The organism is Acinetobacter sp. CAU_H_S170_2 (genome assembly GCF_058890445.1).
Map to the genome: position 1 here is coordinate 2,531,262 of NZ_JBZYAE010000001.1, position 16,764 is coordinate 2,548,025.

Sequence of the window (16,764 nt, forward strand, 5' to 3'; positions counted from 1 at the left end):
CAATTAGGTCGCATCGGTATGTGCGACCAGTGATTTAACAAAAATAGCGACTGCTGCTGCTGTTGCTGGAATTAACAGCAGACTTAAAATAGCTGTAAACGACCAGTCATTGCCCAGTAAAACTGCGCCGATCCATGCACCAAATACTGCACCGAAACGACCAATCCCAGACATCCACGCCACACCTGTTGCACGGCATTGGGTTGGGTAAAAACGCGCACTCAGTGCTGGCATTGCCGACTGCGCACCATTAATTGCAACACCAGCGCAAAGCACTAAAATGGCAAGTAAGGTTGGATTTGCTAAGCTCTGACCAACGGCAAAGGCAAAGATCCCAGCGACAAAGTAGAAGCATGCAATAATGCGGTTCGGGTTGAAACGGTCCATTGCCCAGCCAATAAATAAAGCACTGAGTACACCGCCAAACTGGAATAAACCACCAATAAATGCAGCTCGTTCCATGGTTGCGCCAGTTTCACGCATTAAGGTTGGTAACCAACTGGTGAGTAGATAAATCATCACCAAACCCATGAAATAGGTCAGCCACAATAAAACCGTGCCTTTGACATATTTCTGAGAGAACAGCATGCCAAACACACCTTTCTTCTCTGCACCTTCAGTTTTTTCTTCAGGTACATGAAACTCAGTAACACCCTGTACTTGCATCGGTGCAATACGCGTCAAAATTTTGCGGACTTTTTCACTGTCACGACCTTTCACAATCAAGAAACGATACGATTCAGGTAAGAAGAAAATCACCAAGATCATCAAAATTAGTGGAGACCAACCGCCCAATAAGAATAAGCTGTGCCAACCAAAGGTTGGGATCAACCAACTGCTAATGAAACCGCCTGTCGCCATACCTAAGTTGTAACCACAGAACATGCAGGTCACGAGTAACGAGCGTGAGCGCTGCGGGCAATATTCAGAAAATAGCGTGGTTGCATTCGGCATTGCAGCACCCAAACCAATACCCGTTAAAAAGCGCAGTACCACTAAAGTGTTTAAGTCAGTTGCATATGCCGATGCCAGAGTAAAACCACCAAAAATCAGCATCGAAACACTTAAAACAATCTTGCGCCCAAAGCGGTCAGCGGTTGGACCAGACACCAAAGCACCAATAATCATGCCGCCTAAAGCCGCACTCATGACTGGACCCAGTTGTGAACGGTCTATTCCCCAGTCTTGTGCCAAAGCGGGAGCAATAAAACCCATTGCCGCAGTATCAATACCGTCAACAAAAACAATGAGAAAACATACAATTGCAATCAACCACTGATATTTGCTAATCGGTGCATCATTAATCAGTGCTTGTGCGTCTATACTCGTTTTTTGAGTAGCGTATTCCTGAGACGCCATACCTGCCTCCTTGGGCTGAAAGTCCTTTTAAAATCCTTAAACTATTGAATCGATTCAATAAACTGACTCAGGGTTTGATTAAACAACTCGGGCTGCTCAATATTGGAAAGATGCGATGCATCAATCACCGCGAGTTCACTCTTTTGAATCTGTTGTTGCATGAAAATGCCATCATCAACTGTCGTTACAGGATCCAAAGCCCCTGCAATTACTAAAGTTGGAATGTGAATATTCTGAATCTCGTTGCTCAAATCGGCTTGTGCCAATGCACGGCAAGATTCTGCATAACCCAATGCTGGCGTAGTCGCTAAAGACTGAATGGTGCGCTGCGCCAAAGCATCGTGTTGATAATCAAACTGTTCGCTGAACCAACGTGTATGTGTTGTCGCGACCAAATCTGCCAAACCATTTTCAATCACGGCATCGGCACGCGTATTCCATCCTTCTTCATTCCAGATTTTGGCTGCTGAGTTGGCCACGGTAATGCTATGAAAACGATCTGCATGGTGAATACCGAGCCATAAAGCGGTCATGCCGCCCATCGAAATGCCGCAGAAATGCGCTTTTTCAATGTTTAAACCATCAAGAATATCAATCACATCTTCTGCAAGATTTTGTACAGTGGTTTGCTCAATCACATCGCTTTTCCCATGACCACGGGTGTCATAGGTCACTACTTTAAACTGCTGTTCAAAGGTAGCAACTTGTGGCTGCCACATGCCTTGATCGGTACCGAGTGAATTTGAAAATACAATCACAGGCGCATTGTCTTGCCCACTGATCGCAACGGATAAAGTCTTGCCTTGACGATTGGTCATCGTGATATTCACTTTGCCTCTCCTTTTGCCTCTTGCAACACCGCATCAATCTGGTCTTGAATATTGCCAAGATAAGATTCGGGTTTAAAAATTTCTGAAATCTGAGCTACGCTGAATAAGTCTTTAACTTGATCCAATTCAGCAATCACATCTCTTAAGTGCACGCCTTTTGCAACAGCTGTTTTACACGCGTCCTCTACCAAATGATGAGCCTGTAAACGTCCGATGTGTGGCGCCAATGCCATCATGACCGCTTCTGCCATGATCAAACCCTGTGTGCAAGCTAAATTACGTTGCATGTTTTCAGCATTAACTTGCATCCCTTGTAGAACGTCCAAAGTCCGCTCTAAAGCACCTGCACAGAGTTGGAAAATTTCAGGCAATGCCAACCATTCCGCATGCCATCCACCTAGACTACGCTCATGTTCCTGCACCATGCTTTGGTACAAACTTGACATCAGCACAGGCACACGATTGGCTGCTGCCAAAACGGATGCCGCAGCAACAGGATTACGCTTATGTGGCATGGTTGATGAGCCACCACGCCCTTTCGCTGCCGGCTCAAATACTTCTGCAATTTCAGTTTGCATCATCAACGACCAGTCACGTGCCATTTTGCCCAGACCACCTGTCACTATTGCGAGAACACCCGCCACTTCGACAATACGGTCGCGCTCACCATGCCAAGTACAGCTTGGAACTGAAAGTTGTAACTGTGCTGCAAATGCTTGCACAACTGCTGTGCCTTGATTTTGCAAAGATGCCAATGAACCCACTGCACCGCCTAATTGCGCAGTGAACACACGTGATTTCATAGCTTCAATACGGGCTAAATCACGATGAAAAGCCGAAGCCCAACGTGCGAATTTATGCCCCAGCGTAATCGGTAAACCTTGCTGTAACCATGTTCGTCCAATCATCACTTGTGAACGATACTGCTGTACTTGAGCTAAAGCTGCGCGATAACATTCTTGAATTAAAGCTTCAACCTGCGTCATTGCTGCACGGCATTGCAAAATACAGGCGGTATCTAAAATGTCCTGACTAGTTGCACCCCAGTGCACATAGCGCGCAGTATCTTCATCACTTTGTTTCACAATTGCGGTTAATTGCTTTACAAATGGAATCGCAATATTGCCCGCTAAGCCTGTTGCTACAGCCAAAGCATCAAAATCAATCTGATCGAGGGCAGTCTGGGCAACTTGGGAAATTGCTGTTGCTGCAGATTCTGGAATGACACCGACCTGAGCCTGCGATTTTGCCAAGGCAACTTCCGCCTCAATCATGTATGACACCAACGCGCGATCACTGAAAATTTCAGTCACCTCGTTTTGGTAAAATAAGCTGGCATATAACTGGCTCATGATCGCTATCCTTAACTCTGCTTTAAACGCGCTGAATAATCATTGCAATACCTTGACCGACACCAATACACATTGAACACAAGGCATAGGTGCCACCGGTTTGTTCTAATTGATTTAAAGCTGTGGTCACCAAACGTGCACCCGAAGCACCCAATGGATGACCAATCGCAATCGCACCACCATTTGGATTCACTTGAGTCGTGTCATCTGCTAAACCGAGGTCACGGGTAACGGCAAGTGCTTGTGCTGCAAAGGCTTCATTCAGCTCAATCACATCCATCTGCTCGATTGTGAGATTGGCTTGTTTGAGTAACTTTTTGATGGCAGGTGCAGGTGCAAAGCCCATGATGCGCGGTTCTACACCCACTGCTGTTGAAGCAATGATTTTGGCACGTGGTTTAAGTTGGTACTCTTGAATCGCCTGTTCCGAAGCGATCAGTACAGCAGCCGCACCATCATTGATGCCTGACGCGTTTCCCGCGGTGACGGTGCCTTCTGCTGTCACGACTGGCTTGAGTTTCGCCAAAGCTGCTAAGGTGGTAGATGCACGTGGATGTTCATCCGTGTCGACTACGATTGGATCACCCTTACGCTGTGCAATATTCACAGGGATGATTTCATGTTTAAAAAAGCCTTGAGCTTGCGCGGTTGCGGTGCGCTGTTGACTCGTCAAGGCAAACTGGTCTTGATCTGCACGATCAATATTAAATTGTTGTGCCACGTTCTCCGCAGTCTGCGGCATGGTCTCTACACCATACATCGCTTTCAGCTTAGGATTGATAAAACGCCAGCCCATAGTGGTATCTTCAATCTTTTGACTACGGCCATAGGCGGTTTCTGATTTACCCATCACAAACGGTGCACGGGACATACTTTCCACACCGCCTGCGATAATTAAATCCGCTTCGCTGGCTTTAATCGCACGCGCTGCCATGGCAATTGCATCTAGTGATGAACCACATAAACGGTTTACAGTCGTGGCTGGGACTTCAACGGGTAAACCTGCAAGGAGTGCTGACATGCGTCCGACATTACGGTTATCTTCTCCCGCTTGGTTGGCACAGCCATAGATCACGTCATCGACTTGGGTCCAATCCACACTGGGATTACGTTGCATTAAGGCTTGAATCGGCACGGCGCCCAAGTCATCGGCACGCACTGGAGCGAGTCCACCGGCATAACGTCCGAATGGGGTACGGATGGCATCAATAATGTAAGCGTTTTTCATATCTATTCTTCTCTTAATCCTCCCTTAATCCCTCCTTTAAAAAGGAGGGAGACCTACCGCACTTGATGCTAGAGAAGTCCCCCTTTAGCAAAGGGGGATTTAGGGGGATTCAAATCATTAATTCTGTTGTGTCGCATCCACTAAAGTTGCACCGGTCATTGCCTGCAATTCTGCAAAGCTTAGACCGTCGACTTTCTCAATCACTTTTAAACCTTCAGCGGTGACATCAATCACACATAGATCGGTGTAGATACGATCGACACACTTCAAACCTGTCGCTGGGTAGCTCAGTTCAGCCACGATCTTCGGTTCACCCTGTTTGGTGACATGGTCGGTGGTGATAAAGACTTTCTTGGCACCGACGGCTAAGTCCATCGCACCACCGACGGCAGGAATAGCATCGGGTGCACCGGTATGCCAGTTGGCCAAGTCACCATTGGCTGCCACTTGAAAGGCACCTAATACTGCAATATCTAAGTGACCACCCCGCATCATGGCAAAAGAATCCCCATGATGGAAAAAGCTACCGCCTTCGAGCATAGTCACATATTCTTTACCCGCGTTGATCAACTCAGGGTCTTCTTGGCCTTTTTCAGGCGGTGGACCAAAAGCCAATAACCCATTTTCAGAATGTAAGAACACATCTTTGTCTGAAGGCAGGTAGCTGGCAATCTTGGTCGGTAAGCCAATCCCAAGATTGACATACGCACCATCTGGAATATCTTGTGCCACACGTTCTGCAATTTGGTTACGGCTGAGTTTTTGATAGCTCATGATGTTCTCCCGATTACACAGCAACAGGTTCAGGTTGAACCTGCACCACGTGTTGAACAAAAATACCTGCGGTAATGATGTGTTCAGGGTCTAAAGCACCCAAGTCCACCACTTCAGAGACTTGTGCAATGGTTACATCTGCGGCCATGGCCATAATCGGGCCGAAGTTACGTGCCGATTTGCGGTAGACCAAGTTACCCCAACGGTCGCCTTGTTGGGCTTTAATCAAAGCAAAGTCAGCTTTGATTGGATATTCCAGTACATAATCTTTACCATCGATGTGACGGGTTTCTTTGCCTTCTGCCAATAAAGTGCCATAGCCGGTTGGGGTGAACACTGCACCGAGTCCCATACCTGCAGCTTGAATACGACAGGCCAAATTGCCTTGAGGCACCAGTTCCAACTCAATTTTGCCTGCACGATAGAGTTCATCGAAGACCCAAGAGTCGGACTGACGTGGAAACGAACAGATGACTTTTTTCACGGCACCGGCTTTGAGTAGCTTGGCTAAACCATAGTCACCATTACCAGCATTATTGCTAACGATGGTAAGGTCTTTAATGCCGAGTTGAATTAAGCCATCGATCAGTTCCGCAGGTTGTCCTGCAGTACCAAAACCACCAATCATGATGGTTGAGCCGTCGGTGATTTGGGAGAGCACTTCCGCGAGGGATGCCGCGCTTTTATCTATCATTAGATAACTCCATTGTGCATCATGCAAATTTGAAAAGGCGCGGAAAACTAACTTATACTGGAGGATGATTCAGCTAAAACCACATTCCCTAGTTTTTTAGTTCGATTTCCTTATCTGTTCATTTTTTATAATTTCTCCACTTTAGGATAGATAGTGACCATAGGTTTTGTTCGATCATCGAACAAAAAATCTATAGATCGAACAAAACCTGATTATTTCACTCTGATTTCACGTTATAGTAAAAATAATGAATTAATAAAAATCGAAAAAGGGAACATGATGGAAGAAGCAGCCGAGACAAAAGAAAAGCGTCTTCAACACAAAGACAATAAAAAAACTATTCGACATGAAGATTTTGTCGCAGGTATTAGTAAAGGTATGGCTATTCTCGACAGCTTTGGTACTGACCGACATCGTTTAAATATCACTATGGCAGCAGAACGCACAGGCATGACTCGTGCTGCGGCACGACGCCATTTACTCACCCTTGAATATTTAGGCTATTTAGAATCTGATGGTCATTATTTTTATTTAACTCCTAAAATTCTTAAGTTTTCAGGGTCTTACTTAGGTGGAGCACATCTTCCTAAAATTTCACAACCTTTGCTGAATCTGCTCACCAATCAAACCTCACTCATTTTTTCCGTTATGGTTCTAGATGGCTATGAAGCCATTACCATTGCACGCAGTGCCGCGCACCAGCAAACGGATCGCGTCAATCCTTATGGTCTACATTTGGGAAATCGCTTACCTGCACATGCGACATCGGCAGGCAAAATTTTACTGGCCTATCTCGATGATCAGGAACAATGTGAATGGCTGAATCAGTATCCGCTACAACGCCTAACCAAATACACCCATACCAACAATGAAACATTTCTGGCTTTATTGCATGAAACTCGAGAGCAAGGTTGGTGCTATTCATGTGAGGAACATGAATTGGGCGTACATGCCCTTGCCGTTCCGATTTATGGCCAACAGTTAAAAGTGATTGCCGCCTTAAATATTGTTTCCCCTACCATGCGCACAACCAAAGAGTATTTGATTCAACACATACTGCCATTACTACAAGAAACCGCACGCGAACTACGTAATATTCTGTAACTGTGACACCTTCGGCATAACTTTAGTTAATTTCATGCTGTACACACTTCAGCACGTACAGCATTTTCTGTTGAAAATATTATTTCACCACAACTTTCGGATTAGAGTTACCCCACATGGTGTAGACATCTGCCAGCAAAGCGCCATTGTATTCTTCCAAATCACTTTGCTTCACTGTTGCACCCCTTTGTTCGCCAAACAGGACCACTTCATCATTGGCACGAATATCTGGAAAATCAGTGACATCCACCATGGAAGTGTTCATAGAGGTGCGCCCAACTACAGGCACTTTATGCCCACGAATCAACACATAGGCTTTATTACTAAATGCACGTCGATAACCATCTGAGTAACCAAGTGGTAAGTTCGCCAATAGTGAATCACGCTTCAAAGTATACGTTTGGTCATAGCCAACTGTTGTGCCTTTCAAATAGGCATTGACTGTTGCCACTTGAGTTTTAAAGGTCATCAGCTTTTTATATTCAGCTCGATCTGGCAGGCTGTCACCATAAATCACACCGCCTGCACGTACCATATCTAGGTGTGACTCTGGAACCGTCAAGGTCGCAAAAGAATTTGCGGTATGTAAAGTCAGTGCTTCTCGCTTTAATTTGGCTTTTTTAATTATCCAGTCCGTTTGCTGGTTAAAGACCGCCAAACGTTCACGTACATATTTTTCATCTTCCACAGCATAATGCGTCATGATGCCCACCAGCTTTAAATTTAGCAGTTTGGTCATGCGTAGCGCTTGCTGTTTACCTAGTGCACTGTCCAGCTCTAAACCGTTTCGGTCCATACCCCCTGCATTTAAACCCAAATGATACGCAAGGGTTAAACCTTGTTGTTTGGCCCATACTGAGAGGCGCTGTGCTTGTTCATAGTTCCCCAACAACTCTTCCATGTTTAAGGAAGCAGCATTTTGGATTTCTTGATCAGTCGCAGCACGTAGCCTTAATAGGCGCCCCTGATAACCAGACTTGCGCACCATCGCTGCTTCAGCATTACTGGTGATACCAACACAGGGTACATTAAGTTTCATAATACTCGGCATCAACAGTTCAATCCCATGACCATAAGCATCGGCTTTCATGACCGCACAAATCTGGCTTTTGTCCTGTAGCTGCTGTTGTAAGGTCTGAATATTCTGCTCAAAGGTCTGCACATTAATTTCGACCCATGCATTGGCCTGTGGTGCTGCCACTTGTGTCGCTGAAAGATGTGGCGTCAATAACGGTGCGGCAAAACTGCTCTGTATATGTAGTAATCCTGTACCCAACATGCATACCCAAAGTGTCGCTTTTTTCAAAATAAATCCCTCTGCTTTGCGATAAAAATAAAGGAGGAAAACTCCCCCTCTGTTCCTTAATTATTTTCTGGCATTTCATCCTGTTCAATGCGACGACCATGGGTCAAAATCCAGTTACGCTCTGCATATTTTTTCGTTTTATAGTAATAAGCAATACCTAATCCAATAAACCAAAGTGGAGAGAACGCTAACGAAATCATGGTGTCATGATCGAGCGCCAAAATCGCTACCACAAAGATTAAGAACAATAAGGTAAACCATGCCATAAAACGTCCACCCGGCATTTTATACGCTGACTGTTCATGCAGTTCAGGCGCTTTTTTGCGATAAGCCAAGTACGATAAAATAATCATGGCAAAGGTGAAAATACATAAAATCGAGGTGAAGGCTGAAATGATGATAAATGCCGTCATTACATCAGGCACAATGAACAAAATTGAAGTACCTACCACCACACAGAACATCGAGAACATTAAACTCAATACAGGCACTTTGCTTTTCGACAGTCGAGCAAAGCTTTTCGGTGCATCTTTTTCTACCGCTAAACCGAACAACATCCGGCTGGTGGCAAACACCCCACTGTTCGCTGAAGACATGGCAGAGGTGGCCACGACAAAGTTGACAATACTGGCTGCTGCAGGCAAACCAATTAAAGTAAACATTTCAACAAATGGACTCTTGTCTGGTGAAATCTGCGACCAAGAAGTGACTGCGATAATACAAACCAAAGCACCGATATAGAACAATAAAATACGTAATGGAATTGAGTTAATCGCGCGTGGTAAAGCATGATGCGGATCTTTAGTTTCTGCTGCTGTAGTTCCCACCAATTCAATACCGACAAAGGCAAATACCGCAATTTGGAAACCAGCCAAGAAACCCGTTAAACCATAAGGGAACAGTGACTCTTTCTCGACCACATGGGCTAAAGACGCTTTCACACCATCTGGAGAGACAAAACCAATCGTAATCAGATAAACACCGACCAACAGGAACATAATGATCGCGATAATTTTAATTAAAGCAAACCAGAACTCCACTTCACCAAACAGTTTTACCGCAACAAAGTTCAATAAAGTCAAAATGGCAATGGAGGTGAAGGCGGGTATCCATGCGGGGAGATCGGGATACCAAAACTGTGCATAGCCTCCAATCACAATCACATCCGCAATTGCGGTGACAATCCAACTGAGCCAGTACGACCAACCCAAAAAGAACCCTGCCCACGGCCCCAAATAAGCCGTTGCAAAGTCTGCAAAAGATTTGTAATTGGTATTAGAAAGCAGTAGTTCCCCCATCGCACGCATGACGAAGAAGAAGAAGAAGCCAATAATGAGGTAAGTTAAGATGATCGAAGTACCCGACACAGCGAGTGTCTTGCCCGACCCCATAAAAAGACCTGTACCAATCGCACCACCAATCGCAATCATCTGAATATGACGATTGGTCAGTGAGCGTTGCAGTTGTTCTTCCTCAACTGACTCGTAATGATGCCCACCCAGTAAATCACCGTCTAAGGGCTCTTTTTGTTGATGGGTCTGTTTTCCATTCATCATGTTTTTACTCCAATTTACAACCCAATGGGTGTAAATATGGGACTCAGATTTAGATAATTCCTTATTTCATCTCAGTCCAAAATTAAGCTACATATTATTTTTCAATAACATTAATTTTTATTATTCAGCACCACACTATTTATCTCTTTATGGCGGCAAAATAATACTCACACAGGCTGCAAAACCCATGCCTAATTTAATTATTTAATATTAAAAAACAACAATTTAATAAAAACACAACACAAAATCATCCATCGATTATAAGTATCCTTATGATCGACAGATGAAAATATTGAATTAATATTTTTCTCAATATCCATATATTCAATTCCATTGAAAATTAATTTAACGACTTAAGTTCGATAAACCACCATCATCACATTTAATAAATTGACTGAAATCATCAAGCATGAACCTCAGTTAATATCAGCCCAGCTCTTAATCCCTTTTTCACTTGAGTATTCGGAAATAAAATTCGAACCTGATCAGGTGCAGTCACATACGGTTTGCCCTGTTGCAGAGCAATCACTGCATCAGTTTCGAACACGGAAAAATTAGGCGCAGAATCTGCCAAATTAAGCTGGAAGTCATCTTCAGTTTTGATGATCGAATCAACGACTCGAAAAGTTTGAATTGCTTGTTTTTGACGGATAGGTAAGGCCTGCTCACTCACCACGGTGCGAAGCACATGATTAATCGCGGCGAAAGCCGCCAAATCATTTTGGCCAAAGGGTTTGGCATGACCAAGTTCAAGCGTCGAACTGGCTGCTTGAAACTGAGCGCTGCTAAAGTGCGTAAAGGTACGACCTACTGCATTGTGATACACCAAGGCATCCAGTTCCGCAGCTTTTAGGCTGTCCAACATCACCGCATCATAGTCATGGGTTTGATAAGGAAATAAGGCAAAAGTCGGCAACAAAGATGGGCGAATCGCAGTGTGCAAATCATAATGATAGCGTCGCACTTGAGCTGGACTATCATTAAAAAAAGCGGTGACGGTCTGTTCTAAGACCGCCACCCGCTGCGCTTCAACTGTGTCGGTAAATTGTTGATAGGCCCCGCAGAACATGCGGTTCATATCATTTTCAACATAACGTTGCCCTGTGCGAATCGCGATAGGGTTACCTAAAATCAGTAATAACTTCACCTTGAGCTCTAATGCCCCTGCAAACAAATCTTGACTCAACTGCGCCAACAACTCGATTGGCGCAGTTTCATTGCCATGCACACCCGCGGAAAGCACGACCGCTTTTTCATAAGCCTGTTTTGGCGTAAAAGATAAAACACCTTCAGCCAACCACTCCCAACAAAAATCATGCTGTACGCCATGCACTACAGCCGGGACACGTTGTGCTAAAACATCACCTAGAAAATTTATCATCTGCTTTCCCTGCACGATTGCTTAACGTTGGAAGTGATACACCGAACCTAAGTTCAAAATTTGAGTCAACTCATCTAACGCAGTACGGCTTTCAATCAGTAATTGCGGGTCAGCCAAATCTTGCTGCGCCAGCTGGTCACGGTAGTAGTGATCCACCCACGTATTTAAACGGGTAAACAAGGCATCATTCATAAACAGGTTTGGATTGATCGCGTTCAGTTCTGCTTCATTCACCGCCACACGTAAACGTAAACATGCAGGACCACCGCCATTGCGCATACTTTCACGCAGGTCGAAGACTTTGATGTCATCAATCGGCGTACCCATTTGGATCATGTCGTTTAAGTAGCCCCACACTGCTGGGTTTTGATGCGATTCTTCAGGCACCACAATGCTCATCCCGCCATCGGCACGCGTGAGCAATTGGCTATTGAACAAATAAGTATTGACCGCATCTTTCACAGATACACGCTGATCAGGCACTTCAATGGACACAAACTCTTGACCCAAACGCGCCATTTTTTCGCGAATTTCTGCCAACGCTTCCGATTGGTTCAAAAATGCATGCTGATGGTGAAACAAGACGTTTTGGTTACTCACCGCAATCACGTCGTTATGGAAAACGCCTTGGTCAATCACATCGGGATGCTGCTGGACAAAAACGGTTTGTTCCGCTTTGAGTTGGTGTAAACGTGCTACTGCTTCACTCGCCTCACGCGACTGGCGTGCAGGATAGTGTTTCGGACCGATACCACCACCGAGGAACTGCTGACCATAGACAAACACTTGCACGCTGGCTTGGTCATACGCACCGCCTAAACGGTTATGGTTCGCCGCACCTTCATCACCAAACAAAGCCACTTGTGGCAGTGCTTCATGATGGGCGAAGTGACGCTCATCCTTAAACATGGCTGCCATCACGCGTGATGTAGTATCGTGTTCAATAGAACGGTGGAATTTGTTGTTCAAATTTGCCGCAGTAAAATGTACACGACCATCTGCGCTGTCTGCCGACGGTGAAACCGTTGCCGCATTGGCAGTCCACATGCACGATGCAGAACTCAAAGCTGATAATAACGCAGGCGAAGTTCGCATCGCTTGTTCGATGACGCTGTGATCATCACCGCGAAAACCCAATTTGCGCAAAGTCGGCACATGTGGGCGTTCTTGTGGTGCAAATACACCTTGCTTTAAGCCCATGTCGGCCAAAGCTTTCATCTTTAACAGACCTTGCTTGGCAGCCAACTTTGGGTTGGAAAGATTATTTTGATTTTTGGTGGATGCTTCGTTTCCGAATGACAATCCCGCATAGTGATGCGTTGGACCGACTAAACCATCAAAATTAATTTCATAGCCTGACATTTCTAAACTCCCTTTTTGTCGACTTACAGCACAATGCCTGGCGATAATTTTTCAGGTAGGCTTACCTGCTGACTTTCCAGTGATGCCATTGGCCATGCGCAGTAATCTGCGGCATAGAAAGCACTGGCACGATGATTCCCTGATGCACCAACACCACCAAATGGCGCGGCACTTGAAGCGCCTGTTAATGGTTTATTCCAGTTCACAATGCCTGCACGCGCTTCAATCAATAAACGATCAAACAGATCACGGTCAGGTGAAACTAGACCCACCGACAAACCGAATCGAGTGGCATTCGCCAGTGCCAAAGCCTCATCGAAATGGTCATAACGATAGATACAGCTGAGTGGCCCAAAATATTCTTCATCTGGCACATCGCTAACATGGGTCACGTCTAAAAGACCCGGACTTAACAAGCTGCTGTTGGCATCCGCTTGAGTAACAGGGAGCAGAACTTGAGCCCCTAAATCGATTAGGCGTTGTTGTGCTTGTAGAATTTGCTGTGCAGCATGCAATGAAATGACACCACCCATAAACGGTTGTGGCTGAGCATCCCACTGACCCACAACCAAATTACGGCTGACTTCAACCAAACGTTGAATGAAGGCATCGCCTAGTGCACCATTTTTAATGATTAAACGACGTGCACAAGTACAGCGCTGCCCCGCTGAAATAAAGGCAGATTGGACGGTTAAGTTCACCACCGCATCAATGTCGGTAATCTCGTCGATAATTAATGCGTTGTTGCCACCCATTTCTAGCGCGAGAATTTTTTCTGGTGCGCCCGCAAGCTGCTTGTGTAAGTGGTAACCCGTATTGGCACTGCCTGTGAACAACAAGCCATCAATTTCATGCGATTGGGCCAGTGCTTCACCTGTACTGCGACCACCTTGTACCAAGTTCAATACGCCTGCTGGTAATCCTGCTTCTTGCCACAACTTCACGGTTTCTTCTGCTGTCCACGGCGTAAGTTCACTTGGTTTAAAAACAATGGTATTGCCCGCAATCAGCGCAGGGACGATATGACCATTTGGCAAGTGACCTGGGAAGTTATATGGGCCAAATACAGCCAAAACACCATGCGGACGGTGACGTAAAGACGCAGCGCCATCTGGCATTTCCGTCAGACTTTCACCTGTACGTTCGTGATAAGCACGTACTGAAATCGCTACTTTACCAATCATTGACTGAACTTCAGTCAATGTTTCCCAAATCGGCTTACTGGTTTCACGACTAATAATCGTTGCAAGCTGTTGTTTGTTTTGTTCTAACAAGCTGGCAAATCGTTGAATAATTTCAAGGCGCTCAGCTAAAGGACGGCGTGCCCAAGCGGCAAATGCTGCGCGTGCAGACTGACAAGCCTGTGCAACTTGCTCAGCTGTTGCTTCTGCACCATGCCAAATTGTGTCTTGCGTAACTGGATCGAGTTTGTCCCATGCCGTACCTTGTGCTGGAGACCATGTCCCGTTTATATATAAATTCCCTTGTGACATTATTTTTGCTCCATCTTATCTAAAGGCAACATACGAATGCTTTGCCCTGCTTGCACACCAAGGGCATGCGCTTGTTCTACCGTTAAACTTAAACTGTCTGTCTCAGCCGCATGCTGAATTAAAATCGCGCGATAGTCTTGATATCGATCATTCGCCACCAAATAACGCCCTGCACCTTCTGGTACGCTATCGACAATTTTGACGGCACAAGTGTGACTTTCTTTGACTGCACGAAGGCTACTGACTTCCGCTTCAAGCGTCGGGCCTGCATCAAAAATATCGACATAACCTTGGTAACACAGCCCTTCCGACTCCAACACACGAGAGGCAGGAACAGTCTGAGGATGTACCTGTGCAATCACTTGTTGTGCGGCCATCGGCAGTAAGTCGATATACACAGGAAAACGTGGCATCAACTCCGCAATAAAGACTTTTTGTCCAATACCACTGAGGTAATCCGCAGTCGAGAAATCCATATTGAAAAAGTGATGGCCTAAGGCATCCCAAAATGGCGAACGACCATTTTCATCCGAATAACCACGCATTTCTGCAATCAGCTTATTTTGAAAAGCCTGTTTGAAAGCTGCGATAAACAGAAAACGAATCTTCGACAGCAGTTTTCCATTTTGGTCTTTGCGGTACTCTGGATCTAAAAACAGTGTGCAGAGTTCACTACAACCTGTATGGTCATTGCTTAAAAACAGCGTATTTAAAGTTTTATAAACATTCAGAGTTTGTGAGGCATGGACTTGTTTGCCCACATGGTAGTTATAAAAAGGTTCAGTTAAACCCACTGAAACTTCAATGGCACTCACACCCACCACACGTTGTAACTGAGTATCTTCTAAAACAAATAAATACCCTTGTTCACTTGGTGCAGCTTGCCCCGCTAAGGTCTTTTGTGTGCGTGCAATTCGAGCAGATAAGATCTCTTTATTTTGGGGTAAAGAAGTCAGGCCAACGCCCGACTTCCCCGCCAGAATGTAGATATCATCTAAATCTCGATGCTCTGCATGTCTAACAATCATCATAACCAGTGGCCTATCACGCGCCAACAAAGCGCGCGAGCGCACGCTCAAAGCGTTGTAAACCTGCTTCGATATCTGCTTCTGGAATAATTAATGATGGCGTGAAACGAACGACATTTGGACCTGCAACCAGCGCCAATAAGCCTTCTTCGCCCGCTAAAGTCACGATGTCTTTGGCTTTGCCTGCATATTCAGCTTTTAGTACACAGCCAATGAGTAAACCTTGACCACGGACTTCTTCAAATAGGCCATAACGTGCATTTAACTGGTTTAAACCGTCGGCAAAAATTTGCGCACGTGTACGTACACCATTTAACACTTCTGGGGTATTGATCAAACCAAACACCGCATTGGCTACAGCAGACGCCAATGGGTTACCACCATAAGTCGTACCATGGTCACCCACCACAAACATGTTGGCAAACTTATCTGTTGTGATCATGGCACCAATTGGAAAACCGCCGCCGAGTGCTTTGGCTGTGGTTAAAATGTCTGGGATCACATCCGTATTCATATACGCATATAAAGCACCTGTACGACCGACACCTGTTTGCACTTCATCAAAAATAAGTACCGCACCATGTTGGTCACACAGTTCACGTAAACCCTTTAAAAATTCAGGGCTTGCCGTAATGACACCACCTTCACCTTGAATCGGCTCAACAATCACCGCACACGTGTCTGCATCAATCGCTTCACGTACGGCATCTAAATCATTAAATGCTAAGTGCTGAATACCTTCTGGAAGCGGTGCAAAATCTTGTGAATATTTCGGTTGACCACCTGCCGTAACCGTAAATAAAGTACGACCGTGGAAAGCATTTTTAAATGCAATAATTTTATTTTTGCGTGCAGAGCCTGAAACTAGGCCCACTTTGCGCGCAAGTTTCAAAGCCGCTTCATTTGCTTCTGCACCAGAGTTACAGAAGAACACTTTATCTGCAAAGGTGTTATCAACTAATTGTTTTGCAAGTGCAAGTACGGGTTCATTGGTATAACCATTGCCAATGTGCCAAAGCTTTTGACCTTGTTCGACCAAAGCTTTAACCGCCACAGGGTGAGCATGTCCAAGTGCATTGACCGCAATACCGCCTGCAAAATCGATATATTCCTTACCTTGCTGATCCCATAAACGAGAACCTTCGCCACGCACAGGAATAAACTGAGCGGGTGCAAAAACTGGCACCATGTACTGATTAAAATCTTGGCGAGCGGGTTGACTATTCTGGTTCATGGTTTGTTCGTCCTTAATAAATCTGATGTTGTTCTTTCTAATAATGTGGTGTGCCCCGAAGGG

The 16,764-nt window shown here is 45.3% G+C and carries 14 protein-coding genes; 1 reads left to right on the forward strand and 13 read right to left on the reverse strand.

Annotated elements, in window-relative coordinates; all coding sequences use genetic code 11:
* Positions 1 to 3 precede the first annotated feature (3 nt).
* The 6 genes from pcaK to AC5EUN_RS12505 form a co-directional block, all read right to left on the reverse strand.
* On the reverse strand, positions 4 to 1,359 hold the full coding sequence (gene pcaK, locus AC5EUN_RS12480) for a 4-hydroxybenzoate transporter PcaK (RefSeq protein WP_058952218.1): 1,356 nt from the start codon (positions 1,357 to 1,359) through the stop codon (positions 4 to 6).
* 41 nt (positions 1,360 to 1,400) lie between these two features.
* Positions 1,401 to 2,177 carry a 3-oxoadipate enol-lactonase gene (gene pcaD, locus AC5EUN_RS12485; protein ID WP_058952535.1) on the reverse strand — a complete coding sequence of 259 codons (777 nt, stop codon included), beginning with the start codon at positions 2,175 to 2,177 and terminating at the stop codon, positions 1,401 to 1,403.
* 8 nt (positions 2,178 to 2,185) lie between these two features.
* Complete coding sequence (gene pcaB, locus AC5EUN_RS12490; RefSeq protein WP_058952219.1) at positions 2,186 to 3,541, reverse strand: 3-carboxy-cis,cis-muconate cycloisomerase; 1,356 nt, start codon at positions 3,539 to 3,541, stop codon at positions 2,186 to 2,188.
* A 22-nt stretch (positions 3,542 to 3,563) separates the two neighbouring features.
* Entirely contained in the window at positions 3,564 to 4,769 is a 1,206-nt protein-coding gene (pcaF, locus tag AC5EUN_RS12495; RefSeq protein WP_058952220.1) for a 3-oxoadipyl-CoA thiolase, read from the reverse strand.
* 117 nt (positions 4,770 to 4,886) lie between these two features.
* Positions 4,887 to 5,543 (reverse strand): 3-oxoacid CoA-transferase subunit B, encoded by a 657-nt coding sequence (locus tag AC5EUN_RS12500; protein ID WP_058952221.1) that lies wholly within the window; start codon positions 5,541 to 5,543, stop codon positions 4,887 to 4,889.
* 13 nt (positions 5,544 to 5,556) lie between these two features.
* Positions 5,557 to 6,237: a 3-oxoacid CoA-transferase subunit A gene (locus AC5EUN_RS12505; protein WP_058952222.1), complete on the reverse strand. Its 681-nt coding sequence runs from the start codon at positions 6,235 to 6,237 to the stop codon at positions 5,557 to 5,559.
* 279 nt (positions 6,238 to 6,516) lie between these two features.
* Here AC5EUN_RS12505 and pcaU point away from each other — a divergent pair, with 279 nt between their 5' ends.
* Positions 6,517 to 7,341: an IclR family transcriptional regulator PcaU gene (pcaU, locus tag AC5EUN_RS12510; protein WP_058952223.1), complete on the forward strand. Its 825-nt coding sequence runs from the start codon at positions 6,517 to 6,519 to the stop codon at positions 7,339 to 7,341.
* Positions 7,342 to 7,420: 79 nt separating this feature from the next.
* Here the strand turns inward: pcaU and alr are convergent, their stop codons facing one another.
* The 7 genes from alr to AC5EUN_RS12545 all read right to left on the reverse strand — a co-directional run bounded on the left by alr (position 7,421) and on the right by AC5EUN_RS12545 (position 16,701).
* Positions 7,421 to 8,620 (reverse strand): alanine racemase, encoded by a 1,200-nt coding sequence (gene alr / locus AC5EUN_RS12515; RefSeq protein WP_228141100.1) that lies wholly within the window; start codon positions 8,618 to 8,620, stop codon positions 7,421 to 7,423.
* An 83-nt stretch (positions 8,621 to 8,703) separates the two neighbouring features.
* The gene (locus AC5EUN_RS12520; RefSeq protein WP_058952225.1) at positions 8,704 to 10,203 is read right to left on the reverse strand and encodes an amino acid permease; all 1,500 of its coding nucleotides are present in this window, start codon (positions 10,201 to 10,203) and stop codon (positions 8,704 to 8,706) included.
* A 403-nt stretch (positions 10,204 to 10,606) separates the two neighbouring features.
* Positions 10,607 to 11,584, reverse strand: coding sequence for a succinylglutamate desuccinylase (astE, locus tag AC5EUN_RS12525; protein WP_058952226.1), 978 nt, complete (start codon positions 11,582 to 11,584; stop codon positions 10,607 to 10,609).
* Between the two features lie 21 nt (positions 11,585 to 11,605).
* Entirely contained in the window at positions 11,606 to 12,946 is a 1,341-nt protein-coding gene (gene astB / locus AC5EUN_RS12530) for an N-succinylarginine dihydrolase (protein WP_058952227.1), read from the reverse strand.
* Positions 12,947 to 12,969: 23 nt separating this feature from the next.
* The gene (astD, locus tag AC5EUN_RS12535) at positions 12,970 to 14,439 is read right to left on the reverse strand and encodes a succinylglutamate-semialdehyde dehydrogenase (protein WP_058952228.1); all 1,470 of its coding nucleotides are present in this window, start codon (positions 14,437 to 14,439) and stop codon (positions 12,970 to 12,972) included.
* On the reverse strand, positions 14,439 to 15,470 hold the full coding sequence (gene astA / locus AC5EUN_RS12540) for an arginine N-succinyltransferase (protein WP_058952229.1): 1,032 nt from the start codon (positions 15,468 to 15,470) through the stop codon (positions 14,439 to 14,441). Before astA ends, astD begins: the two co-directional genes overlap by 1 nt.
* 13 nt (positions 15,471 to 15,483) lie before the next feature.
* Positions 15,484 to 16,701, reverse strand: a complete 1,218-nt coding sequence (locus tag AC5EUN_RS12545; protein WP_058952230.1) for an aspartate aminotransferase family protein — start codon at positions 16,699 to 16,701, stop codon at positions 15,484 to 15,486.
* Positions 16,702 to 16,764 lie beyond the last annotated feature (63 nt).

Excerpts from the sequence above, each read along its gene's own strand:
- pcaK (WP_058952218.1), bottom strand. The coding sequence starts at position 1,359 with ATGGCGTCTCAGGAATACGCTACTCAAAAAACGAGTATAGACGCACAA.
- pcaD (WP_058952535.1), bottom strand. The coding sequence starts at position 2,177 with ATGACCAATCGTCAAGGCAAGACTTTATCCGTTGCGATCAGTGGGCAA.
- pcaB (WP_058952219.1), bottom strand. The coding sequence starts at position 3,541 with ATGAGCCAGTTATATGCCAGCTTATTTTACCAAAACGAGGTGACTGAA.
- pcaF (WP_058952220.1), bottom strand. The coding sequence starts at position 4,769 with ATGAAAAACGCTTACATTATTGATGCCATCCGTACCCCATTCGGACGT.
- AC5EUN_RS12500 (WP_058952221.1), bottom strand. The coding sequence starts at position 5,543 with ATGAGCTATCAAAAACTCAGCCGTAACCAAATTGCAGAACGTGTGGCA.
- AC5EUN_RS12505 (WP_058952222.1), bottom strand. The coding sequence starts at position 6,237 with ATGATAGATAAAAGCGCGGCATCCCTCGCGGAAGTGCTCTCCCAAATC.
- pcaU (WP_058952223.1), top strand. The coding sequence starts at position 6,517 with ATGGAAGAAGCAGCCGAGACAAAAGAAAAGCGTCTTCAACACAAAGAC.
- alr (WP_228141100.1), bottom strand. The coding sequence starts at position 8,620 with ATGTTGGGTACAGGATTACTACATATACAGAGCAGTTTTGCCGCACCG.
- AC5EUN_RS12520 (WP_058952225.1), bottom strand. The coding sequence starts at position 10,203 with ATGATGAATGGAAAACAGACCCATCAACAAAAAGAGCCCTTAGACGGT.
- astE (WP_058952226.1), bottom strand. The coding sequence starts at position 11,584 with ATGATAAATTTTCTAGGTGATGTTTTAGCACAACGTGTCCCGGCTGTA.
- astB (WP_058952227.1), bottom strand. The coding sequence starts at position 12,946 with ATGTCAGGCTATGAAATTAATTTTGATGGTTTAGTCGGTCCAACGCAT.
- astD (WP_058952228.1), bottom strand. The coding sequence starts at position 14,439 with ATGTCACAAGGGAATTTATATATAAACGGGACATGGTCTCCAGCACAA.
- astA (WP_058952229.1), bottom strand. The coding sequence starts at position 15,470 with ATGATGATTGTTAGACATGCAGAGCATCGAGATTTAGATGATATCTAC.
- AC5EUN_RS12545 (WP_058952230.1), bottom strand. The coding sequence starts at position 16,701 with ATGAACCAGAATAGTCAACCCGCTCGCCAAGATTTTAATCAGTACATG.